Annotated in this window: 21 protein-coding genes; 8 read left to right on the top strand and 13 right to left on the bottom strand. The window is 50.2% G+C overall.

All coding sequences use genetic code 11. The features are described 5' to 3' along the window. Positions 1-60 precede the first annotated feature (60 nt). Positions 61-1,347, bottom strand: a complete 1,287-nt coding sequence (locus EJP77_RS20465; protein ID WP_246021968.1) for a polysaccharide deacetylase family protein — start codon at positions 1,345-1,347, stop codon at positions 61-63. 135 nt (positions 1,348-1,482) lie between these two features. Between EJP77_RS20465 and EJP77_RS20460 the strand changes: the two genes are divergently transcribed. Beyond that, positions 1,483-2,142, top strand: a complete 660-nt coding sequence (locus tag EJP77_RS20460; RefSeq protein ID WP_127201117.1) for a DedA family protein — start codon at positions 1,483-1,485, stop codon at positions 2,140-2,142. Between the two features lie 129 nt (positions 2,143-2,271). On the opposite strand, the gene bcp is transcribed toward EJP77_RS20460, so the two are convergent. Beyond that, positions 2,272-2,748, bottom strand: coding sequence for a thioredoxin-dependent thiol peroxidase (gene bcp, locus EJP77_RS20455; protein WP_425464270.1), 477 nt, complete (start codon positions 2,746-2,748; stop codon positions 2,272-2,274). Between the two features lie 125 nt (positions 2,749-2,873). On the opposite strand from bcp, the gene EJP77_RS20450 reads away from it, so the two are divergent. Both EJP77_RS20450 and EJP77_RS20445 read left to right on the top strand, forming a co-directional pair. Next, positions 2,874-3,917, top strand: a complete 1,044-nt coding sequence (locus tag EJP77_RS20450; RefSeq protein ID WP_127201115.1) for an LCP family protein — start codon at positions 2,874-2,876, stop codon at positions 3,915-3,917. Positions 3,918-3,978: 61 nt separating this feature from the next. Then, on the top strand, positions 3,979-5,289 hold the full coding sequence (locus tag EJP77_RS20445; protein ID WP_127201114.1) for a glutamate-1-semialdehyde 2,1-aminomutase: 1,311 nt from the start codon (positions 3,979-3,981) through the stop codon (positions 5,287-5,289). A 364-nt stretch (positions 5,290-5,653) separates the two neighbouring features. Here the strand turns inward: EJP77_RS20445 and EJP77_RS20440 are convergent, their stop codons facing one another. Beyond that, complete coding sequence (locus tag EJP77_RS20440; RefSeq protein WP_127201113.1) at positions 5,654-7,111, bottom strand: multicopper oxidase domain-containing protein; 1,458 nt, start codon at positions 7,109-7,111, stop codon at positions 5,654-5,656. Positions 7,112-7,156: 45 nt separating this feature from the next. Next, entirely contained in the window at positions 7,157-9,412 is a 2,256-nt protein-coding gene (locus EJP77_RS20435) for an alkaline phosphatase PhoX (protein WP_185897415.1), read from the bottom strand. Positions 9,413-9,756: 344 nt separating this feature from the next. Here EJP77_RS20435 and EJP77_RS20430 point away from each other — a divergent pair, with 344 nt between their 5' ends. Then, positions 9,757-10,965, top strand: coding sequence for a hypothetical protein (locus EJP77_RS20430; RefSeq protein WP_127201112.1), 1,209 nt, complete (start codon positions 9,757-9,759; stop codon positions 10,963-10,965). Between the two features lie 196 nt (positions 10,966-11,161). Here EJP77_RS20430 and EJP77_RS20425 read toward each other — a convergent pair whose 3' ends face one another. The 8 genes from EJP77_RS20425 to EJP77_RS20390 all read right to left on the bottom strand — a co-directional run bounded on the left by EJP77_RS20425 (position 11,162) and on the right by EJP77_RS20390 (position 18,278). Beyond that, a complete protein-coding gene (locus EJP77_RS20425) occupies positions 11,162-12,439 on the bottom strand; it encodes a stalk domain-containing protein (RefSeq protein WP_246021966.1) in 1,278 nt (425 codons plus the stop codon). A 21-nt stretch (positions 12,440-12,460) separates the two neighbouring features. Then, positions 12,461-12,706, bottom strand: a complete 246-nt coding sequence (locus EJP77_RS20420) for a hypothetical protein (protein ID WP_127201110.1) — start codon at positions 12,704-12,706, stop codon at positions 12,461-12,463. 22 nt (positions 12,707-12,728) lie between these two features. Further along, a complete protein-coding gene (locus EJP77_RS20415) occupies positions 12,729-13,610 on the bottom strand; it encodes an inositol monophosphatase family protein (RefSeq protein ID WP_246021964.1) in 882 nt (293 codons plus the stop codon). A 244-nt stretch (positions 13,611-13,854) separates the two neighbouring features. Further along, on the bottom strand, positions 13,855-14,625 hold the full coding sequence (gene fabI / locus EJP77_RS20410; RefSeq protein WP_127201109.1) for an enoyl-ACP reductase FabI: 771 nt from the start codon (positions 14,623-14,625) through the stop codon (positions 13,855-13,857). A gap of 90 nt (positions 14,626-14,715) precedes the next feature. Beyond that, positions 14,716-15,717 carry a UV DNA damage repair endonuclease UvsE gene (uvsE, locus tag EJP77_RS20405; protein WP_127201123.1) on the bottom strand — a complete coding sequence of 334 codons (1,002 nt, stop codon included), beginning with the start codon at positions 15,715-15,717 and terminating at the stop codon, positions 14,716-14,718. A 114-nt stretch (positions 15,718-15,831) separates the two neighbouring features. After that, on the bottom strand, positions 15,832-16,152 hold the full coding sequence (locus tag EJP77_RS20400; protein ID WP_127201108.1) for a hypothetical protein: 321 nt from the start codon (positions 16,150-16,152) through the stop codon (positions 15,832-15,834). A gap of 2 nt (positions 16,153-16,154) precedes the next feature. Then, a complete protein-coding gene (locus EJP77_RS20395; protein WP_127201107.1) occupies positions 16,155-17,249 on the bottom strand; it encodes a D-alanine--D-alanine ligase in 1,095 nt (364 codons plus the stop codon). 27 nt (positions 17,250-17,276) lie between these two features. Continuing rightward, positions 17,277-18,278, bottom strand: a complete 1,002-nt coding sequence (locus EJP77_RS20390) for an amidase domain-containing protein (RefSeq protein ID WP_127201106.1) — start codon at positions 18,276-18,278, stop codon at positions 17,277-17,279. Positions 18,279-18,636: 358 nt separating this feature from the next. Between EJP77_RS20390 and acnA the strand changes: the two genes are divergently transcribed. After that, on the top strand, positions 18,637-21,360 hold the full coding sequence (acnA, locus tag EJP77_RS20385) for an aconitate hydratase AcnA (RefSeq protein WP_127201105.1): 2,724 nt from the start codon (positions 18,637-18,639) through the stop codon (positions 21,358-21,360). 140 nt (positions 21,361-21,500) lie between these two features. After that, positions 21,501-22,682, top strand: a complete 1,182-nt coding sequence (locus tag EJP77_RS20380) for a copper amine oxidase N-terminal domain-containing protein (RefSeq protein ID WP_185897414.1) — start codon at positions 21,501-21,503, stop codon at positions 22,680-22,682. 358 nt (positions 22,683-23,040) lie between these two features. On the opposite strand, the gene cysK is transcribed toward EJP77_RS20380, so the two are convergent. After that, positions 23,041-23,976: a cysteine synthase A gene (gene cysK / locus EJP77_RS20375; RefSeq protein WP_127201103.1), complete on the bottom strand. Its 936-nt coding sequence runs from the start codon at positions 23,974-23,976 to the stop codon at positions 23,041-23,043. A gap of 170 nt (positions 23,977-24,146) precedes the next feature. On the opposite strand from cysK, the gene EJP77_RS20370 reads away from it, so the two are divergent. Beyond that, positions 24,147-24,548 carry a GntR family transcriptional regulator gene (locus EJP77_RS20370; RefSeq protein WP_127201102.1) on the top strand — a complete coding sequence of 134 codons (402 nt, stop codon included), beginning with the start codon at positions 24,147-24,149 and terminating at the stop codon, positions 24,546-24,548. A 2-nt stretch (positions 24,549-24,550) separates the two neighbouring features. Beyond that, positions 24,551-25,651 carry a DUF1648 domain-containing protein gene (locus EJP77_RS20365; RefSeq protein WP_127201101.1) on the top strand — a complete coding sequence of 367 codons (1,101 nt, stop codon included), beginning with the start codon at positions 24,551-24,553 and terminating at the stop codon, positions 25,649-25,651. Positions 25,652-25,682 lie beyond the last annotated feature (31 nt).

Here is a 25,682-nt window from a genome sequence, read left to right as displayed (position 1 = left end):
ACAGTGTCACCAGTTTCCTGCGGAAATAGACATCGGGAGTCTATCGTTATCATAGTTCTTCTACGAAGCTATGACTTTGTAATTGTCCGGACCGGCAGCAGCCTGAACAACCGGATGGCCGAGCATTTCTAGCAGGCTTCGCAGTGGAATCCAGATGGCATCGTTCCTCGTGGATACCGGGATTTGATAGGTTGTGAAGCTGGAATCGGCTTTCTTCCGCAGTTCTACTATATTAGAATCCGCCCTTACCGTAAGCGTGCGCGTTCCCCAGGATACGACAGCTGCATGCTCTGCATTGTTCCATTTCACCGTGGCGCCAAGACGCTCTAGCACCGCTCTCAGCGGAACCAGATAGCGTCCGGAGGACAGTTCATACTCTCCGCTCTTCATCTCCGTCGCAACTCCTCCCGCCTCTACGATCAGCGGAGCAGCATGCTTGAATAATGCAGCATTCGGAACGACATGAGCTGCAATCCATTTCTGGGTCGGCTGAACCCTCCCTCCGTACACCGCACTGACATGAACTGAGAACTGAACTGGTTTCACTTTGGGCGATAACGTGCCGAATTCGTATCCATGCGCTTTATAGTAAGCAATAATCTCGGGAAGCGCCTTTACCGTCTGATCATGCCCTGCCCCGTCATGCATAAGCACAACGATCTGATCCTTCAGCTTCGCCTGCTTCACATTGCGGATGAGCTCTGATGCAGGCACTCCTTTCCGGGAAGAATCCCGGGTATCCACATCCCAGTCAAACACCGTATATCCACCCTGCTCCAGCAGCTTAAAGTAGTTATGATCGAAATGGCCGAAGGTCCCGCCTGGGGCCCGAATTAGCTCCGGTCTTGTACCGGTGATATTCCTAAGTATTTCTTCGGTTTGTTTTATTTGTCCCCAAAATTCGCTAAAATTGTGGTAAAGCTTCTTATATTCATGATCATAGGTATGATTGCCAATGACATGCCCGCTCTCAGAAATACGGCGGATGACTTCCGGATACCGCTCTGCCTGTTCTCCAAGTACAAAGAAAGTCCCTTTAATCTTGTTCCTGGATAAAATGCTCAGCACTTGATCCGTCAGCTTGGTCGGCCCATCATCAAAAGTTAAATACACAGTCTTCTTATTTGCTGTATAGGAAGCGGTTGTCAGAGCAGCTGCTGGTGCCTTTACAGATTTTTGCCCCGAAGGAATTATGCTTAAGGACGAATTTGTATGAAACCCTTCATGTGCGTCAACCGTAGTTGTCAAAGGAGAATGAAATTCCAATCGGAGTGCCCCGAAAATAAGCAGCACCAAGAGTGCTGGTACATAAAAACGCTTCATTACGTTCAGAAGGGTTCTGGACATTGAATATAACCTCCATCGGTTTCTATGAAATAAGTAGCTTTTGATAGATTATATGGAGGTACATTTGGAAATAGACTTAGGGTAGATAGAATAAAGCTGAGAACTTTGTTAGCAGATTGGAGCTGGAGTGAGCGAATGGATTTCCTTAAATATCTTGAAAGTTTGTTTGAGCAGCATGGTTACTTTGTTCTCTTTATTGGACTCGTTCTTGAATTCATTGCCCTACCCTTTCCCGGTGAGACTACCATGGCCTATGCAGGTTACCTGTCATATAAAGGCGTGCTTCACTGGGAGCTGTTGATCTTGCTCGCCTTCCTTGGGACGACCATTGGAATCTCGATCACGTATTGGATCGGGCGCAGGGCCGGGCTGCCATTCATCCAGAAATATGGAAAATGGTTCTTCCTCCCCCCAAAAAAGCTGGAGGTTACCCGGTACTGGTTCGAAAAATATGGATATACGCTGATCTTCATTGGATATTTCATCCCCGGTGTCCGCCATTTCACGGGATATTTCTCCGGCATTATTGCACTGCCCTTCCGCAAATTCGCCATGTTCGCCTATTCGGGCGCACTCTTCTGGACCCTTCTGTTCATTGGGATCGGAAAAATATTCGGCCCCCAGTGGAACCGGATGTTCCACCTTGCGGCTACCTACTCAGCGGCCGCGGGGATCGGCCTCGTAGGGGTTATTCTTGCAGTAGTTCTCATCCGCTACCGCAAAGCCATTCGGGAATTTGCTGCCAGACGTTTTGGCAAATCGAAAGACAAATCAAAAGCCTCCAAGCTGGAATAGAATGTGTTAACAGGAATAGGGCCGTCCCAAAAGGGGCGGCCCTTGTTTTGCGTTTATAATTTGAAGCTGGAGCCAGAACGGTCCCAACCCGTGTTGTTGTGTGAGAGCTTACCATTACGGCGGATTCAACTAAGTCTCACTAATAGCGTGAAGAACCTCATCTACATGGCCGCCGACTTTTACCTTGCGCCACTCTTTAACAAGAATGCCCTGCTCATCAATCAAAAAAGTGGAACGAACAATCCCTTCGAATTCACGGCCGTACATTTTCTTCAGCTGCCATACGCCAAACAGCCGGCTGACCTCCTTCTCCGTGTCCGCAAGCAGCGGAAATGGCAGGCTATGCTTGCCTGCAAACTTCTGGTGAGATTTCAGATCATCGGCACTGATCCCTATAACGGCTGCACCCTTGGCTGCGAAGAAGCTGGAACTGTCCCGGAAATCGCAGGCCTGCTGGGTACATGCCGGGGTTGAATCTTTGGGATAAAAATAGATAATGACTTTCTGCCCCCGAAACTGACTAAGGCTTATATCCTCCCCTGAGCTGGAAGGTAGAGTGAAATCGGGTACCTGCTGACCCAGTTGAACCTGTTGTTCTGACACGATCGTAAAGCCCCTCTCTGTCTTAACCTGTAGGATAAACAGGAAAATTGATTGTATTTATAAAAGAAATTATAATGTAAATACCGATTAGGCTAAAGAGCAACCTCTGGTTCGAAGGGAAGAACGTGATGACAAAGAGAACAAAACGGACCATTCTATGGTCCATTGCCGCTGTATTGGTTGCGGTTATTGCTTTTGCAACTTATTATTTCGTAGCTATTTATAATCAAGTGAACAATTTTCACAAGGTTGGAGAGAATTCTCCATTCAGCCAGCTCTCTCCCACAGATACCAAAGTCTCAGATCCCCCCAAGTGGGAAGGCAGCGAGCGTGTTAACATTCTTATGATGGGTGTGGATGCCCGCGGCCTGAAGAAAGGGGAAATTCCACGTTCCGATACCATGCTCGTAGCTTCGATTGACCCGGTACAGAAGAAGGGCTACCTCTTCTCCATTATGCGTGACACTTATGTCGATATCGCGGGTCAAGACAGGCAGGATCGAATTAACACCGCGATTACCCATGGTCCTGAGTCGGCCATGAAGACGGCTTCAGATCTGCTCGGAATCCCGATTCAATATTACGTCTATACCGACTTCCAAGGCTTTATCGCTCTGGTTGATTCGGTGGGTGGGGTTGACTTCAACGTCGAGAAAGACATGCATTATGTCAGTGCTGCTGATCAGCACGAGTATGATATTGATCTCAAAAAAGGCATGCAGCACCTGGATGGCAAGACGGCGCTCCAGTATGTCCGCTTCCGTCATGACGCCATGTCGGATTTCACACGGACCGAACGCCAGCGGAACTTCCTCAAGGCCGTCGCCGATAAAATGAAATCCACAACTTCCATTATGAACCTGCCCGGCATTCTGGAGAAAATCAATCCTTACATTGATACCAACATGTCGGTAAATGATATGTGGAAGCTGGCCTCAGTAGGTTACGACAGCCAGATGAGCGGCAGTGAGCAGATTCCGCCAATGGACCTGCTGGTAGAGAAGAATACTTCGGCGGGTTCTGTTCTCGGAATCAGCAGCGAGAAGAAATTGAAACAATACGTTCAGGATGTACTGAACGGAACCAAAAGTACCGGGAAATCCAAATCCGGAACGGTCTCAAGCAGCAGTGACCATTCATCAGACACGGGTACTTCTGAAGCCGCGAGATGATAGTTTGGCGAATGTCACTGCCGCTTACGCGGCCGTACAATAGAAAGGAAGTCCTTATAGTATGAACCGGAAGCAATCAGAACATTTATATCAAGAAGCACTTAAGCATATTGTTGGCGGCGTCAACAGCCCCTCCCGCTCGTTCAAAGCGGTAGGCGGCGGGGCGCCTGTTTTTATGAGCAAAGCCCAGGGGGCGCACTTCTGGGATGTGGACGGCAATAAATACATCGATTATCTGGCGGCTTACGGGCCGATCATTACTGGCCATGCGCATCCTCATATCACGGAAGCCATTACCCGCGCAGCCGCAAGCGGAGTGCTGTACGGGACACCCACCGAGCTTGAGATCAAGCTCGCTAAGATGCTGAAGGAAGCCATTCCTTCCATGGACAAGGTCCGCTTTGTCAACTCTGGCACTGAAGCCGTCATGACTACGATCCGTGTAGCCCGTGCCTATACGAAACGGAACAAGATTATCAAATTCGCCGGATGCTACCACGGCCACTCCGATCTGGTGCTTGTGGCCGCAGGCTCCGGCCCTTCCACGCTCGGGATTCCGGACAGTGCGGGAATTCCGACGAGCATCGCGCATGAAGTCATTACCGTGCCGTTCAATAACACCGGGGCGCTAAAGGAAGCTTTGGACAAATGGGGCGATGACGTCGCAGCCGTCATGGTAGAGCCCATTGTCGGCAACTTCGGCATGGTCATGCCGGAAGCCGGCTTCCTGGAAAGCCTCTGCCGCCTCGCCCGCGAGTACGGCGCCCTCGTCATCTATGACGAGGTTATCACGGCTTTCCGCTTCCATTACGGGTCCGCGCAGACTTACGCGGGCCTCGCAAACCATGAAGCCATCAAGCCGGACCTAACGGCGCTTGGCAAAATCATCGGCGGAGGCCTGCCGATCGGCGCCTACGGCGGCAGCAAAGAGATCATGGAGCAGGTTGCTCCGCTCGGACCAGCCTACCAGGCGGGGACGATGGCGGGCAACCCGGCCTCGATCTCGGCAGGCATCGCCTGCCTGGAGGTGCTGCAGGGCGCGGGCGTCTACGACGAGATGGAGCGCCTGGCTGTGCGGCTGACGGAAGGCCTTGGCGCTTCCGCCGCCCGTCACGGGGTGCCGCTGACGATCAACCGGATTCGCGGCGCCTTCTCGACTCACTTCTGCGACCATCCGGTCACGAATTATGACGAGGCCCAGGATACTGATGGCGAAATGTTCGCTGCCTTCTTCCGGCATATGCTGGACCAAGGCGTGAACCTAGCCCCCTCGAAATATGAAGCGTGGTTCCTGACCACGGCTCATACGGATGAAGATATTGACTTCACGCTGGAAGCGGCGGAGAAGGGCTTTGCGAAGCTGAAGGCTTAGAGTTTCCCTGAAGATGATTGGCTTTACTAGATTAGCGTTGACTTGCGATAATTAACATTAGCTTGGGTTGCTTCGCGTTCACTTGGGTGATTAACATTTACTTGGGATAATTAAAGTTCCCGCAAATAAGCATGAATCCGCTGGCCTATATGGCCTGCGGGTTCTTTAATTTCCCGTGATAGATGGGAATAGGAACAGAAGTTGAGAAGTTAGCTGAGAGGTTTAGATTAACGTCAGAGTTAGGGTTTTCGCTGGAGTTAAAAAAAGATCAGGAGAGCCTATCCAGATGGATAGACTCTCCTGATCTTTTACTTTATAGAGATTATTCACCGCTCTTGCTTTTTACAGCATCAAGTCCTCTAGTTCAAGGTTTTACCTTCACGATAGTTACCAGGCCGCCCATTTCTCCACCTGACATATCCGATTCCCCATTCATCGTATGGTCCAGAATGTGGCAGTGGAAGGACCAGTTCCCCGGATTATCCGCACGGAACATCAAATCTACGGTTTCACCTGGTCCCAGCATCACGTTATTCATCCGCTCTGGATTGGTTAACGGGCTGCCATTGCGGGCGACTACATAGAAATCCATGCCATGCAGGTGCATCGTATGAATCTCCATCGTGTCTATGTTAATTAGACGAATCCGCGAGGTCTCTCCCTGCTTCACTTCGATGGGAGGGGTGTCCGGATAACTGCGGCCGTTGATCGTATAGTAATCCTCTTCCCCCTCCATCGTAGTATTGATATGGAAGCCGGACAGCAGCATCGTATAATCATGATCCGTCTTCGTACTGTCGGTCAACGTGCCTCCGTTATCGGCGGCATTCGCCGGCTGCTTCGGATCGATAATGAACGCACCGTACATGCCCGAGCCGATCTGCTTCATATCATCGTAATGCGAATGATACATGAACGTGCCCGCATGGCTGGCCGTGAACTCGTAGGTGAACGACTTGCCGGATTGAACCGCGGGTTGAGTCAACCCTGGCACCCCGTCCATTGCATTAGGCAAAAGCAAACCATGCAGATGCACCGTCGAAGGCTCAGGCAAATTGTTATTGAACACAATCCGCACCCGGTCCCCTTCGGTCACCCGGATCGTAGGTCCCGGAGCCTGACCATTAAAGGTCCAGGCCGTTGTCAGAACCCCCTTCAGCGGAGACCAGTCATGCAGCCCAGCTGTCAAAGTAAATTCTTTGGTTCCGTCCGCTGTGATATGAGGCGCCATCCCTACCCCGTTCAGAACATCCTCAACCTGCTTTTGCTCGGTTGTGAATTGATCAGCCGCAGCCTGGGTCATAAATTTAACCTGATGGATACCGGCATCATACGTATACTTCAGGTCCATGGCCTGAGCGAAATCCTCTGCCAAAACATATACGCTGTTCTTCATCATCATGGGGTCTGCGTCCACTTTGGCACGCTGGCCATGAATATACAGTCCGATATGACCCATCTGGGCGTGATGACGCATTTCCACACTATCCAGCATGGCCGAAGGAACCTGTTCCTGTCCGATCAGCACCGCCTTATGTTTGGCATCCCATTTCAGAGGCAGACCAAGCGCCTCAATTACATCCCGCAGGGGAACCCGGAGATCTGTAAGGTCATCGTTCATATGAGCCTGTGCTGCAAGTGTATGCCCGTTAACACTAATCTGAGTCCCCGCCTCACTGGCTTCCATTCCGCTCATGCTGGTTCCGCTGCTATCTGGGTGAGCGGAGACAGCGCCGCTTAATATCCCGGACACCATCGTCATTAGCACAAGCGCTGCCTTGACCTTACCTGGCCGTGAAGTTCCTTGGGATCGTTTTGACATTTTGAATTTCTCCTCTGCTGCTTGCTTGCTGATTACAACATACTCTTATTTAAGCTGTGCAAATTGGTGGAATACGGCTGCCGAGAAATGAACCGTGTTCTTCTTCATCACCGTCTTCAGAGGCAGCTTAATGGTCTTTCCATCCAGTACAGCCGTCTGGGAATCCACACGAATGACAAGTTTATGCTTGCCTTTCACCAAAACGACCTCATGGGTTTTCCCGTTCCATGTAAGGGAGATGCCTGCAGCTTTAGCCGCTTGGCGGATACCGATCAGCCCTGTTGGCTGTGCGCCAGGGTTGGAAGAATTGTGACCGTTAGATGCGGAAGGTTCAGCCGGCGTTGCTGGTGTCGCAGGTTCAGGCTTCGTGTCCTTAGCCACCGCTGCCAGCATTTGCTGCTCTGTCGGTACTCCCGAGATGTAGCCCACTACCCCGGCAGATTTGTTATTGAAATTCTGGTTGATGTTGCTCTCCACCGCAGCCTTCAGGTTATCCGGCACAATCATCTCATCCCCCGGGTGCTGGAAGTTACTCATCACGTAGTTGAAGCCGTTCAGTCCTTCTACAAATTGAAGTCCTGTCGCTTCTGCACCAGCTGGAGTGCTCAGCACACGAGAGAGCTTGCCAGTATCAATGTTATAAGCCCATACATAGTTATTGGCATGCATTCCGCTGTCTTCGCCAATGAACAGAGTTCTTAGGGATTCGGAGTAGGACAGGTTGTCTGGATTCGCCACCTTGTCATCAGCAGCCTTATTGCCCTTGGCATCCGGCTGAGCAAGGTCCTCACCCCAGACGAGGCCCTTCATGAAGCTTGGAACATAGCTGCTATCAATGGCAGCCTGATCACGGTCCTTTTGTCCTCCGTTAAGCGACAACTCATAGGTAACCCCGGAGGAAATTTTATTAACCTGGATATCGTCGGCAGGATCCGTTCCCTTGCTATCCTTCTCCATGGCTTTCTCCACGTAGGACATCGCAATATAAGTCTTCTTGTCCTTCGCGTTCACAGTCACGCCTTCCATCTTGTTAAATTCGGAAGTCGCACCTAGCAGGGCGCCATAACGGCGGCTTTCCAGGAAAGCTGCGGCCTGCTCCATGCCTGGTTTCACTTTCACATATTCAACCTTGCCCGATGGATAGGTCTTGATTGCCTTAAATCCATCAGCCGCTTTGTCGGATGTCAGGAAAATATCGCTGAATTTCAGCCCTTTATCAATATAGGACTTCACTTCACTGTCTGTGGCATGTCCAAGCTTGATCCACTGAAGATCAGCCGAACCGCCATTCTCTGCGCTCATTTGAATCCATTTGGCAGCATACAGAGAACCGGAGGAAAGGTCTGCGGCCTTGTCGGCAACATACAGGAACAGCATGGTGTTCCCGCCATCATCTCCGAAGAACACTGTTCTTTGGTCAGGTGCAACCTTACCCAGCTCGTGGGAGAAACGGCCAGTGCTGTAGTGTTTGGCTACCGAAGTGGAATTATCTTTATTTACAGTGACTTCTGTCAAATAGTTGTAAGCATAAGGGTTCCCTGTCTTAGTCTGATCCTGATAATAGCTCTGAACGAAAGGGTTCACATAAGTCTGCTTCGGATCGGCCTCGAACGCACGCGCATCCGCCTCATACTCTTCACTGCCCAGATGCGTATTCCAAGGGGTTAAAGAGCCGTTACACGGAATCCAGAGACCATCTACACCCGAGAAGTCAACCTTTGACAGCTTGACTGGAGTTAGCTCACCCGTTGTCTTGTTCTGGTCAATAATCGTATGGCTCATGCTCGCTGGAATAATTCCATATGCAGAGCTGCCAGACTGATTGTGGGTGATGTACTCATAATGTGTAATCAGGGACAGTGGATTGCCTCCGAGGCCAGTCGCAGGAGCGCCCTGAACCTGAAGCAGGCTGTTGGAATCCGGATCATCGGACACGAAAGGCTGCGGATTATTTGGAACGCTTGTATCCATAATTGGCTTCCCTTTGGAATCTACGGCTACTCCCGCAATGGTTCCACCAATGGAATCCGTGGTTTTGAACAATTTGTTATAGGCTAGCGGGAAAGTCTTCTCGGTATTATCCGAATAAGTAACTTTAACAGAAGCTTTAGTATAGATTTGAGCCATTAGCTCCGGCGTTGAAGGGGCATCCATACCCACAAATTCAACTGATTTCACGCTAATAGGAGAGGCTACCGGGCCTGCTGCTGCTGATACAGGAATGGAGGCTGTGGGCAGAACCAGAGCCAGTCCAAGGACAGGCACCAAGCATTTAAAAAACTTAGACTTAGAAGATTTCATTTTCCTCACACACTACCTTTCTAGTAAAGATATTTAGTTACTAGCATAGACCTGTTATGTTTGCTCCATATGAAGTCGATTCCGGTAATTGTAAATTGAACGTAAAAAACAAGCTGCAAAGTTCCCTTCGATTTACGAGAACTTATGCTGCTTGCTAGAACAGAGAGTGGATTATTGCGAGTCCGATTTTCAAGCTCAGCGGGGCCTGCTATCATTTTCGAGAGGAGATAGGAGTGGGAATATGCGGAAAATAATCCCAATATACGGAACTTTCTTCTTATGTTGAGCGTCTGTACTAAATATGAACGGATGAACTGTTCAAACCCTACTATTGGAGGTATACTGTGAAATCATTTTACAAAACATTACTGCTCTCAGCTGCCATTGCTGCTATGGCTTTTTCTTCCTCTATTACATTCGCAGCAGGGAGTACATCCCTAGGTGACGCGGCTCCACGCCCCGAAACGGCGGTGCAGATCTCGCAAGCAGCTGGCTCATCTGACCAAATCACTTTCAAGCAGGAAGGGACCCCGGTGTTCGCCTCCAACGCGCCCGAGACTTTGTTCGAAGGCAATCGTTCCGACGGCTCCAAAGTTGTTCAAGTCAACAACACCTTGTACCGGGACCGGATGAAGGGCAGCTTCCGCTTTTGGTCTGTCCACACGAATGCAACCAAGAAGCGGGTATCGTTCTATATGCACGTTAAGAATCCCGCCGCAAATCCGGTCAAGCTCTACATCAAGCGCAAAGGTTATTCCAGCGGAAGCTCTGCCGATCCGGTTACCAGCCTGAAGGCGGCTACCGCACAATTCCTGAATCAGTCTGCGGGAACTGGCGGAACTTATCTGGCTACAATTGCTCCGGGTAAATCTTATGTGCTGCCTTATTCTACCTCTATAGCCCCTTACCAAGTCATGAATTATATTGGGGATTTCCGTGCCGTCAATGTGAAGACAGGACAGAGTGAGACCGTTATTGTATCGGATATTGTTACGAATAATGGCACCACCAAGCTGGAGGAATACGCCATGAGCCCGCGAATCGCTCCCACCAACTTTGACTTCAAGACCGGAGATGACTACCGGGGATTGCTCAAATATTCAGCCCGGAAGGTCAATCTGAAGGTGCAGCTTACCGAGGATGCCCCAGCCAAATATATCAAGGTGAGTGACTCCGAGCCCTTTGCCTATTCTGGCGAACAGGAACGCCTGACCGCTAACTGGAATGTGCAGGGTGAGCCTCTGAAATCCCCTGTTGAAGTAGTTGGTAAAAACAACAAACAACGCGGCTCCTACTGGTTCACCGATCTCATCTATAACATCCAAATTCAGCATTCATCTGACCAAGCGAATGTTCATACGCTATATGGGGCTGCTCCCCGCAGTGATTCAACCGGATATGTTCATTACCGGATCGACGACGGACCTGTGGAGACCTACAGTTATGGGAACAAACAGACCCGGATCATCAGCAATGCCTCATCCTTCACCTTAACTACAATGATTCAGCCGTTCCTCTCCGTTCCCTTGGGGCTCTATTTCATCTCGGAATAGCGGAGAGAATACCGATAACCTGAATATTCAATACCATGAATGAATTAAGACATGAGATATTCGAAATCACACAAACATCATAAAAAAGCCGTTCACCCAGGATGGTCATGAACCTGTCTACATAACAGGTTATGACCGAGGTGAACGGCTTTTCTTGTTCATCGTGAATCGTACATTTAATTATTAATAAATGCCATTAAGGATTAATAAATACCACTTTTAGATGTGAGCTGTACTGCACATCCAGTCCAAGACCTTGGGCAAGCAGGGCAAGCGGCACATACGTCTTTGTCTCTTTGCCAATTTTGTTCAAATAAGCTGGTGAGGCAGTCGCCACATTCTTCCCATCCACCTTGATCGTCTTGGAGCCCACCGGAATGACAACCTTGCGGCCTCCGCTGGTGATTACAGCACTGCTCGTGCGATTGTCCCAGGCTGTCTGGGCGCCAATAGCGGAGACGATATCCTTAATGGCCACAAAGGTCTGGCCGTTCTTAACGACCGGCTTATAAGGGCTGCTGATCTCTTTGCCCTTCACAATAATCGTAAGCGGCACATCGCTGGACCGAGTCGAAGGCTGCAGATACTCTCCCCAGATTTCTTTGGCGAATACTTTGGCAATCACTTCGTAACCGAACTGGTTCGGATGTATATCCTTCTCCAAAATGTGAGTATAGGAGATTTCACCGCCTATAAATTCCTTCGCCACGTGGGCCACCTTGACTTTGGCTCCCTTGGCTGTGAATTCCGCTGCCAATGCGTCAACCGATGCGGTAAAAGCGTCCGCAACTTTCTCCAGCTGTTCATAAGCGGCTGCACCCGCAAGCTTGGGTACAGGCTGGTATTGATCCGCGATCACAATCTGGGCATTCGGATTCAGTTCGGTCAGATCGCTTAAGGTCTGGCTCACATTGGTCTTGTAATTCGCAAGCAGCTGGGCAACACTCGCATCCAGATTGCTGGATGCTGCTCCGCCTTCCGCAGCGACTGCCATGACCTGCGATACATCATTACCTCCGATGGTAATGGTGATCAGATTGGCTCCCTGCAACTCGGTCTTGGCTGCGGCAGTTCCCTGACCAAAGGAAGCTGCTCTAGGATCAGCCAAAGCGGGCTGAAGCTCATCTGGAGTCAGAGTTCGGCCTTCCTTAATCGCCTTTACATAATGACTCAGTCCCTCCGTCTTCAAGCCAAGAATTCCATAATTCACAGTCTGTGTACGCCCGCGGAACAGCCCCTGTTCCTGAAGCCGATCCACATACCCATAAGCCTTCGGGTTAGCCTGCGTGATCATAGCCGGCTCGAAGCCGGCTGTTATGGAATCCCCAAGGGCTACAATCTTGTAGCTGCTGGAGCTTGCTGCCTGAACTGTTCCACCCGCTGCCGCGGCAGCGGAACCAGCCCCGGAGATCATGAGAATCAACGACATCACGCCGCTGAGAATATGGCCTTTCTTAACTGCCCGTAGATTCAATGCCTGCACTCTCCCCGTCATTTACGATTTCTTGTGGGTCTGCTCTGTCTTCTTCATATATTCGTCATAACGTCCGTCAATTTCCTTAGCGATTCTGCGATATTTGAGAGTCTCCTCCACAATGGGGTCAAGCTCCGTCTGAATGCGAATTTCATACTTGGGCGAGAGCCGTCTGCGCTCTTCCTCGTGGCGCTCTTCTTCACTAAGCTCACCCTCTTCAGTAAGCAGCTCGCTAAGCTGACGTTCAAGTTCTTTGTCCTCACTCATCCTCTTAACCCCCTCTAGAGAATTATAGTCCTGTAGCTCCGGCTTGCTCGATGACCTGCTGAAGCTCCTGATGAATAAGCCCATTGGTAGCCAGCATGTGGCGAACACCCAGATGATACGGGTTCCCCTTCGTATCGGTCACCTTACCCCCAGACTCCTGCACCAGCAGCGTTCCCGCCGCAATATCCCAGGAGTTCAGGCCAACCTCATAGTAACCGCTCATCCGCCCAGCGGCCACATAAGCCAAATGCAGGGCAGCAGATCCCACTGCACGCAAGCTCCGCGTTCTAGTTGCCAAAGCTTCAATGCCCTTCATATTCAGCGGCAGAGCGAAGTCCCGTTCAGGGTTGAACCCGATGGCCATCACACTGCTCGCGAGATCCTTGTCACCTGATACCCGTGTCGGATTTCCATGCATATAAGCCCCTTTACCCTTCTCCGCCACGAACAACTCATCACGTACCGGGTCATAGATTACACCTACAATCACTTTCCCGTGATGAGCCAGCGCGATGGATACACAGAAGCCGGGAAATCCCTGCACGAAATTCGTAGTCCCGTCAATGGGATCTACAATCCACAAATATTCTGCATCCTCATAGGACGCTAGAGCTTCCGCTGAAGCCTCTGGACCAGGCTGGATCCCTTCCTCACCCAAAAACTCATGATCCGGGAAGTGCGTCAGAATCAGCTTGCGAATCATCAGCTCGGCCCCTTTGTCCACATCCGTAACCAGGTCCTGAGGAGACAGCTTCGTGTTCAGCTCTTTGTGATTACCGAGTCTAGTCTTGATCCACTCCCCGGTCTTGGCAGCAGCGTTGATCGCTACGGCTGTTGGGCTTTTACTGCTGACTGTATAAGGAACTTGGTCTTGATCATGGCTCTGGTTCACATTCCGGTTCAAATCTCTCACTCTACTTTCTGTAATATTCTACTAAAATTTTCCTTTTTTCTTCTCTCTATACGTTACTTGAACAAGGAGCCGTTCGTCAACCGTATGCCGCACAAAAAGTCGCCCTTTTGGCAGATGAGAGCAGGGCATCCACTAATGGTCCGGAAGAGGCCATCACTTTCCAGGAGGAACAAAAAGGCCGTTCCCGGGTCTTAACTTGTACCTGCCCGGTAACGAACCTTTTATTAACATATGCTTAAGCTCCGACGATATTATAACCGCCATCAACAAAGATAACTTCACCTGTAATGCCTCTGGACAAATGGCTTAGCAGGAACATCGCTGTATCTCCAACTTCAGCAGTTTCCGTTGTTTTGCGAAGCGGCGCTTTCTCTTCAACCTGCTTGAGGATGGAGTTGAAATCACTGATCCCTTTAGCCGCAAGAGTACGGATAGGTCCTGCAGAGATCGCATTCACACGAATATTCTTCGGTCCAAGATCATTCGCCAGATAACGAACCGAAGCCTCGAGTCCAGCCTTGGCTACACCCATGACATTGTAGTTACGCATTACACGCTCTGAGCCCATATAGGTCATCGTCATGATGCTGCCGCCTTCTGTCATCAGCGGGGAGAGACGCTTGGCCACAGTCACCAAGGAGAACACACTGATGTCATTAGCGAGCGCGAAGCCTTCACGGGAAGTATCCGCAAATTCACCTGCCAGATCTTCAGCTTTGGCAAAAGCAATGCTGTGCACCAGTCCGTGCAGCACGCCAAATTCACTCTTCAGCGTCTCAGCCAGGGTGTCAATCTCTTCATCCACCGTTACATTGCACGGCAGGATGAGTGAACCTGGGATCGTCTCGGCAAGCTTGCGTACGCGGCCTTCCACCCGTTCACTTTCATATGTAAATGCCAAGCGGGCACCGTGTTCCGCAAGGCTCTGAGCGATAGCCCAAGCGATACTGCGGTCATTAGCCACACCCATAATAATAATATTCTTGCCTTCCAATAAATTGCTCATTAAATAAGTCCTCCTTCAGTCGCGTGTGACACGCATCTTACGTCCAACTTACCTTATTTCCCATAAGTTTTCAAGGCTAGCCCTCTAAGCTCAAGGCGTAATCTCCACAGAAGCTTCATTAATGACACGAACCCCTTCACCTGAAAGGAGCGCCAGGTCTTCCATCAAAGCGAACAAGGCTCCATCCTTAAGCTTCGCTTCCAGCATCACGTCAAGCCGATCGGTTACGGGTGCTATCCGGCGCAGGAAATCCAGCAACGGGCCGACCTCCACGTGATCCGCATGGCTTCTTGCATCGCTCGCGCTTTTCGGGCTGGAAGCATGAATCTTCGGAGGTAGCGGGCTCTCCGGTTCTGAATCCGCCTGAGCAAATGAAGACTGCCACGTCTTTAGAATACGGGGCCACAGCTGCGCTGGGTCATCGCCCTCGTTATTCACCCATTGATGATGGATGTCGAGAACCATCGGTATGCCAAGCTGCTCACAGAGCTCCAGCGTCTCAGGAGCATTAAAGGTCTTGTCATCATTCTCAAAAGTCAGCCGCTTCTTCAGCTTGTCCGGCAGCGCACTCACATTCTGTACAAATCGCTCTGCCGCAGATTTCTTGTCCCCATAAGCACCGCCCACATGGATGTTGTTCTTCGCTCTCGCATCAAGGCCCATAGCGTCCAGCATGCTCACATGATGCATCAGATCCCTGATCGAACTCTCCAGCACCTCAGGGCGCGGGGTACTGAGTACAGTGAAATGGTCCGGATGGAAGGATACCCTCATCTTCTCCTTCTTCACATAGTCTCCTACAGCCCGGAAATCCTCTCCAAGGGCAGCAAAGGGATTCCAATCCGCGAGCTCCCCGTGAGTGGCAAGCGGGATCAGCTTGGATGAGAAACGGTAGACCTGAATATCATAAGCACGGTTGTGCTTCAGCAGACGCAGCGTGTTATGTAGATTCTCAGCGGCCACGTGCTCCAGTCTGCGTAAGGCTGCCTCTCGATCAGCGAGCTGACTGAAGCTCTTATAGGTCATGGTCTTGGAGGGGGAAGCATTCTTCACGACGGTTGACATGGCTACATAACCAAAACGGACAATCACTTCAGCACTCACCTGCTCCTCTTCAGAGTGAAAAAGAAACCGTTAATCCTCAACGGATTAACGGTCTTTATCTTGTGTTATTCCACCAATCGGGAATAATCATTCATTATAGAATTACCCGCTGTGCTCACCAAAAAACATCTCGTAAGCCAGCGCGGTCTGTATCCGCGATTCTTCCTCATTCAGCGGGCGGACGAGGGACATCTCCACCTCGGTAACCTCGTCTCCGTTAAAGTTAATCTCGGCGATACAGCCGAGAATCTTCACGATGGCGACGGCACGGTTGTCCGGCGTATAGGCGATCACCTTTTGGCCGGTCGGGAACACGCGCAGGCCGGATTTAACCATTTTGCCGCGTCCATATTCCAATAGTTCATACAGTTCCTGCTCATTCTTGAACTTACAGACGGAATTGAATTCAGTTTGGAATCCCATAATTAATTCACTCCGTTATTGAAATCTAAGTTTTGTCTTGTGTCAAAACGTTCCTGAGCCAGCTCAATCAGACGATCCAGCAAGGCTTCGTAAGATACCCCTGTCTCTCTCCAGAGCAGCGGGTACATACTGAACGGCGTGAAGCCCGGCATCGTGTTCACTTCATTAATAAGAAGGCTTCCGTCTGCCTTCAGGAAGAAGTCTGCACGGCAGAGGCCGCTGCCTTCGGTAGCCTTGAATGCCTTGACTGCGAGCTCGCGAATCCGGTCAGCCACTTCAGGATCCACTTCAGCTGGAATAACCATCTGGGATTTACCGTCCAGATACTTCGCCTGATAGTCATAGTATTCACTGGAAGATACAATCTCACCGGGTACGGAAGCCTCAGCTATATCGTTGCCGAGTACACCAACCTCGATCTCTCGAGCTTCTACGAACTCCTCCACTACCACTTTGGTATCATATCGCAGCGCATAGGCCACAGCCTTGTTCAATTCCTCCTGATTGGAAGCTTTGGAGATGCCTACACTTGAACCCAGATTGGCAGGCTTGACGAAGCAAGGATAACCCAGTCTCTCCTCAATCCCCTGAATAAGCGTGTGGTTGCTCCGCTCCCACTGGGCACCCGTGAAGTAGCAGTATTTGCACTGCTCAAGTCCGGCATCGGCGAACAGCTTCTTCATTACTGCTTTGTCCATCCCTGCTGCTGAAGACAAGACACCTGCACCTACATAGGGAAGTCCCGCCATTTCGAACAGGCCTTGAATCGTCCCATCTTCGCCATAGGTTCCATGCAGCAGCGGGAAGGCGACATCTACAGAAGCCTGGCCGGTCGCCAGCTTGCTGAACAAGCGCTGAATGGCATCCGCCGTATTGCCGGCCCCATTCTCCAGGCGAAGCTCACCGAGCTCACCGTATGGAGCCGAGAGCGTTCCTCCGACTCTCCATTCCCCCTGCTTCGTAATATAGAAAGGAAGCACTTCATATTTATCATAGTTAAAAGCATTCATCACAGCGAAGGCCGTTTGAAGCGACACTTCATGCTCGCCAGACTTACCGCCGTAGATCAGACCGACGGTTAACTTATCCTGTCCCATGGTTAACCTCTCTTCACTTAATTATGATCAGAACCGGTCTGCCAGATGGAAGAAGCGGTATACCGTATTCTTCGTCCAGGCATAAGAGTCACGGTAATCCCAGTACCGATGCTTGCTGTTCGTGGTATGGGCATTGACCAGCGGCATTCCCCCCGCATCAAATGCGGTTACAATGGTGCTGTGCTCATAAGCGCCGTTGCCATCCCAGTCATAGATGATAACATCACCTAACTCTAACTGCTGAGGACGATCCAGCACCTGAGCCCCCAGCCCGCCGCCGCTCAGGTAGCGTTCCAGGCTGTTCGCAACAGCCCAGCTGAAGCTCCAGGCTTCTTTCCCGCCAACGTAACCCTTGTACCACCAGCCCGATTCTCTTTTTCCAGTATAGTTTATTGGGGCTCCGCCTGCAAAGAGACTTTGGGAGATGAAGTTGGTGCAATCCACCGCGAACTCCTGGAATTCCGGATTGGAACTATTCCACCAGCGGTCCGCGTACGCTGCGGCTTCAGCCCTGTTGTACGTACTTCCGCGGCTCTGCCCACCAAAACCCAGCACCTCGCGATTCAGATAGGGACTTGAGAGCACGCGGGGAATTTCAAGATCTGTATCCTCGGCGGTATAGGGGAGAACTGAATGCGGATGCCTTTCGGCTGGCGGATTGTCTACCCGGATAATGGACCATTCACCTTCCTCACGCTGCAGGGTCAGACGCTCCACATCCATACGTTCTTCCTTGTGGGTGACTCCACCCTTCTCATAATAAATAGTTCGGTGCAGCTGAAGATCCACCTGAACCTCATCCTGGCGGTTCGCTAGTTCCCTAAGCAGCTTGGCCCGGGTCTCACTCCGCAGGGGAACGGCTTTTCTCCTTTCGTACCACTCGGACAGCGCCTGTCTTCTCTCCCCCCGCTGAATCAAATAATCCAAATCCGTAACAATCGTAGGTACAGCATTGGGACGAAAATCCACCTCATCCTTGTTCTGCTGCTGTATATAAGCGGATAATGCACCTTTCCACTCTTCCGCCATGACTTCATGCCTCCTTCCACAAATCCACATCAGAGAGGCCGTCCATGCCAAAAAGGCCTTCCTCTGTTTCTTCATTTATATGAGCAGACAGCAGGCAGTATGTTTAGACAGAATGAGCCGGAGCTTTCCGGCTGAAAATCCGCTAAAACCGTGCTTTTAACCAATAAAAAATACTTTACTCACTTCAAAGTAAGCGGTATACTTAAAGAAGATAATATTTTGAAATTATGTTTCATCTAATGAAACCAAGTCGAAAAAGCACGACTAAATAGTTCTCGATCTTATCGAATTCTACTATGGCTAACAGCTTACTTGGTCCCCTGCTTACTTCGCGCAAAATGATTAGGAGGTCAACTACATGTCCATTAATGATCAGTACTCTGCAGCCCGCAGTCTAGACGTGGGCGGCAAATCTTACCGTTACTACGATCTGCAGGCACTTGAAGCTAAAGGATTTGCCAATGTCTCCAAGCTTCCTTTCTCCATTAAAGTGCTTCTTGAAGCTGCGGTCAGACAGTTTGACGGCCGGGCGATCACAGAAGAGCACGTGAAGCAAATTGCTGACTGGACCGAAGGACAGGACAGCAACAAGGAAATTCCATTCATTCCAGCACGTATCGTACTGCAGGACTTCACCGGCGTACCGGTGGTTGTCGATCTGGCGGCAATGCGCGATACCGTGAAGAAGGCCGGCGGCGATCCAAAACAGATCAACCCGCTTGTCCCGGTTGACCTTGTTATTGACCACTCGGTTATGGTCGACGCATTTGGTACTCCTGAAGCTCTTGAATATAACATGAACGTAGAGTTCGAGCGTAATGAAGAACGTTACCGGTTCCTTCGCTGGGCTCAGACTGCATTCAACAACTTCCGCGCTGTTCCACCAGCTACAGGTATCGTTCACCAGGTTAACCTGGAGTACCTGGCTTCCGTAGCAGCTACGAAGACGATTGACGGGGAGACTGTCGTATTCCCGGATTCCCTTGTAGGTACGGATTCCCATACCACCATGATTAATGGTCTTGGTGTAGTCGGCTGGGGTGTCGGCGGTATTGAAGCCGAGGCGGGTATGCTTGGCCAGCCGCTGTATTTCGTAGCTCCTGAAGTTATCGGCTTCAAGCTCACAGGCAGCCTTACCGAAGGCGCAACGGCAACTGACCTTGCCCTGACCGTAACTGAAATGCTTCGTAAGAAAGGCGTGGTTGGTAAATTCGTAGAATTCTACGGACCAGGCCTTGCCAATATCAGTCTTGCTGACCGTGCAACCGTAGCTAACATGGCTCCTGAATATGGTGCCACAATCGGTTACTTCCCGGTTGATGACGAGACTTTGAACTACCTTCGCAGCACTGGCCGCCCAGATGAGCAAGTAGCTCTGGTTGAAGCCTACTACAAAGCTCAAGGCATGTTCCGTACGAGCCAGACTGAAGATCCGCAGTTCTCCGATCTGATCGAGCTTGACCTTGCTTCTGTCGTACCAAGCCTTGCAGGTCCTAAGCGTCCTCAAGACCGTATCGAACTGACAGATATGAAGAAGAACTTTAACGACATTATCCGTACACCTGTGGAGAAAGGCGGATACGGCCTCAGCGACGAGAAGATCGCCAAGACTGTTGATGTGAAGCATCCAGATGGACGCGAAACGAAGCTCGGTACAGGCGCGGTGGTTATCGCAGCGATTACGAGCTGTACGAACACTTCCAACCCAAGCGTTATGCTCGGTGCAGGTCTACTTGCGAAGAAAGCCGTGGAACGCGGTCTGACTAAGCCTGCTTATGTGAAGAGCAGCTTGACGCCTGGTTCCCTTGTGGTAACCGAATACCTGCAGAAGGCAGGTCTGATCGACTCCCTGGAGCAGCTTGGCTTCCACGTTGCCGGCTACGGCTGTGCTACATGTATCGGTAACTCCGGACCGCTTCCGGATGAAGTCAGCGCGGCTATTGCAGACAATGATCTGACCGTTGCGGCTGTAATCTCCGGTAACCGTAACTTTGAGGGCCGTGTTCACGCTCAGGTCAAAGCCAACTACTTGGCTTCACCTCCACTTGTGGTAGCCTACGCTCTTGCGGGTACCGTGAACATCGATCTGCAGAACGATCCGCTGGGACATGACCAGGATGGTAATCCGGTCTACCTTAAGGACATCTGGCCAACATCGCAAGAAATCAAGGATGCGATTGGCTTGTCCGTCAGCCCTGAGATGTTCCGCAGCAAATACGAGAACGTATTTACACAGAACGAACGCTGGAACTCCATCCCTGTGCCGCAAGGCGAGCTTTACGAGTGGGATGAGAAATCCACTTATATCGCAAATCCTCCGTTCTTCGAGAAGCTTGCAGATGGCCTGCAGGATATTGAAGAAATCCGCGGCGCACGTGTACTCGCCCTGCTTGGCGATTCCGTTACAACGGACCATATCTCCCCAGCAGGTAACATTACACCTACCAGCCCGGCTGGATTGTACCTGAACGATCACGGCGTAGCACGCAAGGACTTCAACTCCTACGGCTCCCGCCGCGGTCATCACGAAGTCATGATGCGTGGTACGTTCGCGAACATTCGTATCCGTAACCAGGTCGCTCCAGGAACTGAAGGCGGCGTGACCAAGTACCTTCCAACCGATGAGGTCATGTCCATCTATGATGCTTCGATGAACTATCAAAGCAATGGTACCAACCTTGTCGTTCTGGCTGGTAAAGAGTACGGTACAGGAAGCTCCCGTGACTGGGCAGCCAAAGGTACCTTCCTCCTCGGTGTCAAAGCGGTTATCGCTGAAAGCTTCGAGCGTATTCACCGCAGCAACCTGGTTGGCATGGGTGTCCTTCCGCTTCAATTCCAGGAAGGAATCAGCTGGAAGACGCTCGGTATCGATGGAACAGAGACGTTCGATATTCTGGGTATTGACAATGAAGTGAAGCCTGGACAGATTTTGACCGTGGTCGCTACACGCACGGACGGAACTCAATTCGAGTTCCATGCAGTTGCCCGTCTGGACAGTATGGTTGACGTAGACTACTACCATAACGGCGGTATCCTGCAAACCGTACTTCGCCAGATGATCAAAGAATCTGCAGCGAACTAAGATATAATAGAAAAGCCTGCAGCTCGGGATAATCCCTGAGTTACAGGCTTTTTTTCATTTACCTTCTTCCAATGCTATGCAACTTTGTCTTTCGGTAAGCGTCAAATATGTATATTATTGGAAGGAGTTTGATCATATACATGTCAAAATTACTAAATCGATTATGCCGGGTAAGCTTATCACTCGCTCTCATAGCCGGAAGTCTGGCAGCTCTCAGCAGCCCCGTCTCAGCAGCGTCGCCTTCCTCTAACAAGGCGATCAAACTTGAATTTAACGGATCCATGGTAGAGTCCGATAAGGCCCCATTCTTGGATTTCAAAGGAAGAGTATATGTGCCCCTTCGCCTGGTATCGGATATGCTTAAGACTGTTGTGATCTGGAATGAAGCAGCCAAGGAAGTGTCTATTTATGCACCAGGGCATACTTTACAATTGAAGCCTGGCAGCCAGACCGCAAGACTTAATGGACAAGCTATCCAGCTAACAGCTCCATCCACCATAAGGAACGGTTCGGTCTATGTTCCGCTTCGTTTCATTACTCAGTCCCTGGGAGCCAAGGTGGGCTGGACAGGATCACAACGAAAGGCGTCCATTTCATCCCCAGAAATAGATAACGTGGAAATGGGACGTTCCCCTGCTAACACTGCAAACGCGTTCTGGTTTAACACATCGACCGGCAACCTCTATCAATATACCCTAGGAGCTAAAGCAGCAGTACTTACAGGGACGATAGCCTTCAAGAAACACTCTATTGATATTGTCGCCGTTAGAGTCGATCCCCTGCAGACTGATGAGTTTGTCGTCACCGTGTCGGATTGTTATGGCGAACCCATGATCTACACTATGAATAACACTGCGTATATAAAGAATAATAAGTTGCTTAAGCAGTCGTCTGTAGAATACTTCCAGCGGGATAGTGTCAACATTTCCAGCTTCAAGAATCACCCGATCTTAACAGATGGGAAACGGCTTCAGATGCTTAATCCCAAGGATGGTTCTGTAGAAAAGGAATACGACTTAGTGAAGCTTGGCGGATATAATGAGCTCTACAGCGTGGAAGGCATGGGCGATGATTACCTGCTTATTAGACCTAACAAGACTGGAATGCTTACTCTTGTTAACCCTGATACGGGCAAGAAGAAAGTGCTTAATGAGCTTCTAGACAAGGAAGATCAGGAATTCTTCAATACGAATGACCTTCCCTATTTGGGAGATAGGCTCATCGTAAAAGGGGAGCAGGATGGGATCATTAATCTCGAGTACTACAGCTTTATCGATAATAAGACGCATAAACTGAGCGTTAAAGCTAAGGATTCGCTGTAGCCAATCCTTAACCTTACTGTGGACAGTTATGTCCATGTGCTCAAAACCGTAAACGTCAAATGAGCAGCGAATCCCCTGTTATGGGTGGATCGCTGCTCTTCGTTTGTGGTCATTTTTTGGCTTGTAGAGTTAATTCATGCTTACTAGCGTAGAGGACGGAACGATTGTGGAAAAAGCGGCAGCGGTCGCCTTTGTGTCCGGGTTTTTACCGCTAAGAGGAAAGAGAAAATCTGGACACAACAGCGATTGGAACAATGGTCCGTTCTCGCAGCGTCCACCTAAGCGATGATGCGGAATCTAGTTACAAGAAGAAGCTCCTCCAGCCAAGTGAATTTCCGGCTGAAGCAGCTTTCTCTTCCTACTCATCCTGGAACAAATTCGTAGACAGATACCGCTCTCCGGTATCCGGAAGGACGACCACGATCGTCTTGTCCTTGTTCTCCGGACGAGCAGCAAGGACTGTCGCCGCATAGGCTGCTGCGCCAGAGGATATCCCGACCAATAGCCCCTCGGTCCGGGCAAGTCTGCGGGAGGTTTCGAAGGCGTCGTCATTTTTGACTCTGATCACCTCATCTACCACTTTCGCGTTATAGTTACCAGGTACAAATCCTGCACCAATCCCCTGAATCTGATGGGCTCCGCGCTTGCCTCCGGATAATACCGGGGAATCATAGGGCTCCACAGCAACAATCTGCACCTTCGAATTATACTTCTTGAGCACCTCGCCTACTCCGCTAATCGTACCGCCAGTGCCAACTCCCGCTACAAAAATGTCCACCTCTCCGTCCGTATCCCGCCAGATCTCTTCAGCCGTGGTCGCCTTATGTATGTTCGGGTTCGCCGGATTGTTAAACTGCTGAGGAATGAATGCATTCGGGATTTCTGCTGCCAGCTCCTCAGCCTTGCGAATTGCACCTGCCATCCCTTCGCTAGCCGGGGTCAATACAATCTCTGCACCATAAGCCTGCATCAGCTTGCGCCGCTCAATACTAAAGGTCTCCGGGAGTGTAATCATGAGCTTATATCCAAGTGCGGCTGCCGCAAAAGCAAGCCCGATCCCCATATTCCCGCTGGTCGGCTCTACAATTACGGAATCCTTGTTCAGCAGGCCCTGCTCTTCCGCACTCTTGATTAGGGCAAATCCGGTACGATCTTTGACGCTCCCAGCGGGATTGAAATATTCCAGCTTGGTCAAAATGCGCGCTTGAAGCCCTTTATCTTCTGCATAATTGCTCAATTCGAGCAGGGGTGTGTTCCCAATAAGCTCGGTTAAATTCTTCGCAATCTTCGGCATATGTACAACCCTTTCGCGTAAATTTAGTTTTTATACCCAATTAATCGGATTTATCAGCTTTCTTCTAATATACGGGATGCTACCTCAAACCTCAAATCGAGTACCTATTTACAAACGGAAATACAACTGTTATATTATATGTATAACAGATAGAAAAGAGGTACTCGTTCATGCTTATGGAGTTAGACATGCAATCTGATGTCCCCATATACACCCAGCTAATCAATCAGATCCTAGAAGGCATCGCTAGCGGGCGCCTTCAGCCTGGAGAGGCACTTCCTTCTGTAAGAAGTATGGCATCCGATATCGGGATTAACCTACACACAGTGAACAAAGCCTATACGCTGCTCAAGCAGGAAGGCTTCATTCTGGTTCACCGTCAGAAGGGGGTCGTCGTCAATCCCGACGGCATGCCGCCGGTTACAGCGGAATACACTGAGCAGCAGCACAAACAGCTGAGGTCCATTACGGCCGAGGCAATCTGCCGGGGAATGACTCGGGATCAGCTTCTGGGGATTGTAGGGCAAATTTATGATGATCTCAGACCAAATGAACACGAAAGGGGCAGCTAGCTATGCATTGGCTCTCAGCTTTAATTCTGATTCTTATGTTCGCGGCGATATCCGCCACTCTAATTGTGACACCCTATCTCACCAGAAGGACCGTAAGTTTTGGGGTGTCCGTGTCCGAAGAAGTGTATTTCAGTGAGCCCCTTCGCCGAATGCGAAGAACCTATGCGTGGATCACAGGAGTCCTGCACTCTCTCCTGATTCTTGGGATGGCTGTATTCCTGTTCGCCGCATCTGAGCAGACTCTGAGCTATGTGCTCCCCGCCTACTCGATCATTCTTATTGTCAGTATTATGTTGATTCAAGGTTATTTCTATACGCAAATGAAACGCTACAAGGCCTCACAGCCTGAGATAACTCATACCCCGGAACGGCTGATCATTGATACAAGCTTTCGTCAGCAGAAGCTTGTCCATTCTGATAAATGGTTCCTCATCCATCTAGCTGTAACCGCGGCAAGCTTTCTCCTGGCATTGATGTACTACGATCAGGCACCGAATACGATCGCTATGAAATACAGCTTGAATGGAGAAGTACTTCGAACTGTAGACAAGTCATACACGTCGATCTTCTTCCCGAATGTTATGCAAGTCTTCATGCTGATCTTGTTCTTTACCGTGAATAAAGTAATTCATAAAAGCAAGCAGCAGCTCAATCCGGGAAAAGCGGAGGCCTCTGTCAGACAAAATGTTATCTTTCGCCGCAAATGGTCCATGTTCTCGATCGTGACCGGCCTGGTCCTGATGCTCCTCTTCTCCTTGATACAGCTGAGCATGTTCCATCAGATCAGCCCAGAAGTGCTGATGCCTACAGTTCTCATCATCCCGGCATTTATCCTGATCTCGGCTCTGATCTTATCCTTTCAGACTGGGCAGGGCGGGAGCCGGATTGGGCGTACAGCGGACAGCCGGAGTGTGGAAACCGTTCGTGATGATGCTTATTGGAAGCTTGGCAACATGTATTTTAACGCGAAGGACCCTTCCCTTTTTGTCGAGAAAAGAATGGGCATTGGCTGGACTCTGAACATGGCGAGGCCGCTAGCTTGGTTGATCTTCCTTGCTCCATTTGTAATTATTATACTTGTCATCAGCTTTCTGGCGCCTTAAGGCCAGTATTCACTTATATATCACTTATTTA

It is taken from the genome of Paenibacillus zeisoli (genome assembly GCF_003994465.1).
Classification (GTDB): Bacteria; Bacillota; Bacilli; order Paenibacillales; family Paenibacillaceae; genus Fontibacillus; species Fontibacillus zeisoli.
The sequence above is the reverse complement of the archived record's forward strand: the minus strand, read 5'-3'. Positions and strand labels throughout refer to the sequence as shown.

Coding starts and splice junctions, on each gene's coding strand:
- EJP77_RS20465 (WP_246021968.1), bottom strand. CDS start 1,347: ATGTCCAGAACCCTTCTGAACGTAATGAAGCGTTTTTATGTACCAGCA.
- EJP77_RS20460 (WP_127201117.1), top strand. CDS start 1,483: ATGGATTTCCTTAAATATCTTGAAAGTTTGTTTGAGCAGCATGGTTAC.
- EJP77_RS20450 (WP_127201115.1), top strand. CDS start 2,874: ATGACAAAGAGAACAAAACGGACCATTCTATGGTCCATTGCCGCTGTA.
- EJP77_RS20445 (WP_127201114.1), top strand. CDS start 3,979: ATGAACCGGAAGCAATCAGAACATTTATATCAAGAAGCACTTAAGCAT.
- EJP77_RS20440 (WP_127201113.1), bottom strand. CDS start 7,111: ATGTCAAAACGATCCCAAGGAACTTCACGGCCAGGTAAGGTCAAGGCA.
- EJP77_RS20435 (WP_185897415.1), bottom strand. CDS start 9,412: ATGAAATCTTCTAAGTCTAAGTTTTTTAAATGCTTGGTGCCTGTCCTT.
- EJP77_RS20420 (WP_127201110.1), bottom strand. CDS start 12,706: ATGAGTGAGGACAAAGAACTTGAACGTCAGCTTAGCGAGCTGCTTACT.
- fabI (WP_127201109.1), bottom strand. CDS start 14,625: ATGAGCAATTTATTGGAAGGCAAGAATATTATTATTATGGGTGTGGCT.
- EJP77_RS20400 (WP_127201108.1), bottom strand. CDS start 16,152: ATGGGATTCCAAACTGAATTCAATTCCGTCTGTAAGTTCAAGAATGAG.
- EJP77_RS20395 (WP_127201107.1), bottom strand. CDS start 17,249: ATGGGACAGGATAAGTTAACCGTCGGTCTGATCTACGGCGGTAAGTCT.
- EJP77_RS20390 (WP_127201106.1), bottom strand. CDS start 18,278: ATGGCGGAAGAGTGGAAAGGTGCATTATCCGCTTATATACAGCAGCAG.
- acnA (WP_127201105.1), top strand. CDS start 18,637: ATGTCCATTAATGATCAGTACTCTGCAGCCCGCAGTCTAGACGTGGGC.
- EJP77_RS20380 (WP_185897414.1), top strand. CDS start 21,501: ATGTCAAAATTACTAAATCGATTATGCCGGGTAAGCTTATCACTCGCT.
- cysK (WP_127201103.1), bottom strand. CDS start 23,976: ATGCCGAAGATTGCGAAGAATTTAACCGAGCTTATTGGGAACACACCC.
- EJP77_RS20370 (WP_127201102.1), top strand. CDS start 24,147: ATGCTTATGGAGTTAGACATGCAATCTGATGTCCCCATATACACCCAG.
- EJP77_RS20365 (WP_127201101.1), top strand. CDS start 24,551: ATGCATTGGCTCTCAGCTTTAATTCTGATTCTTATGTTCGCGGCGATA.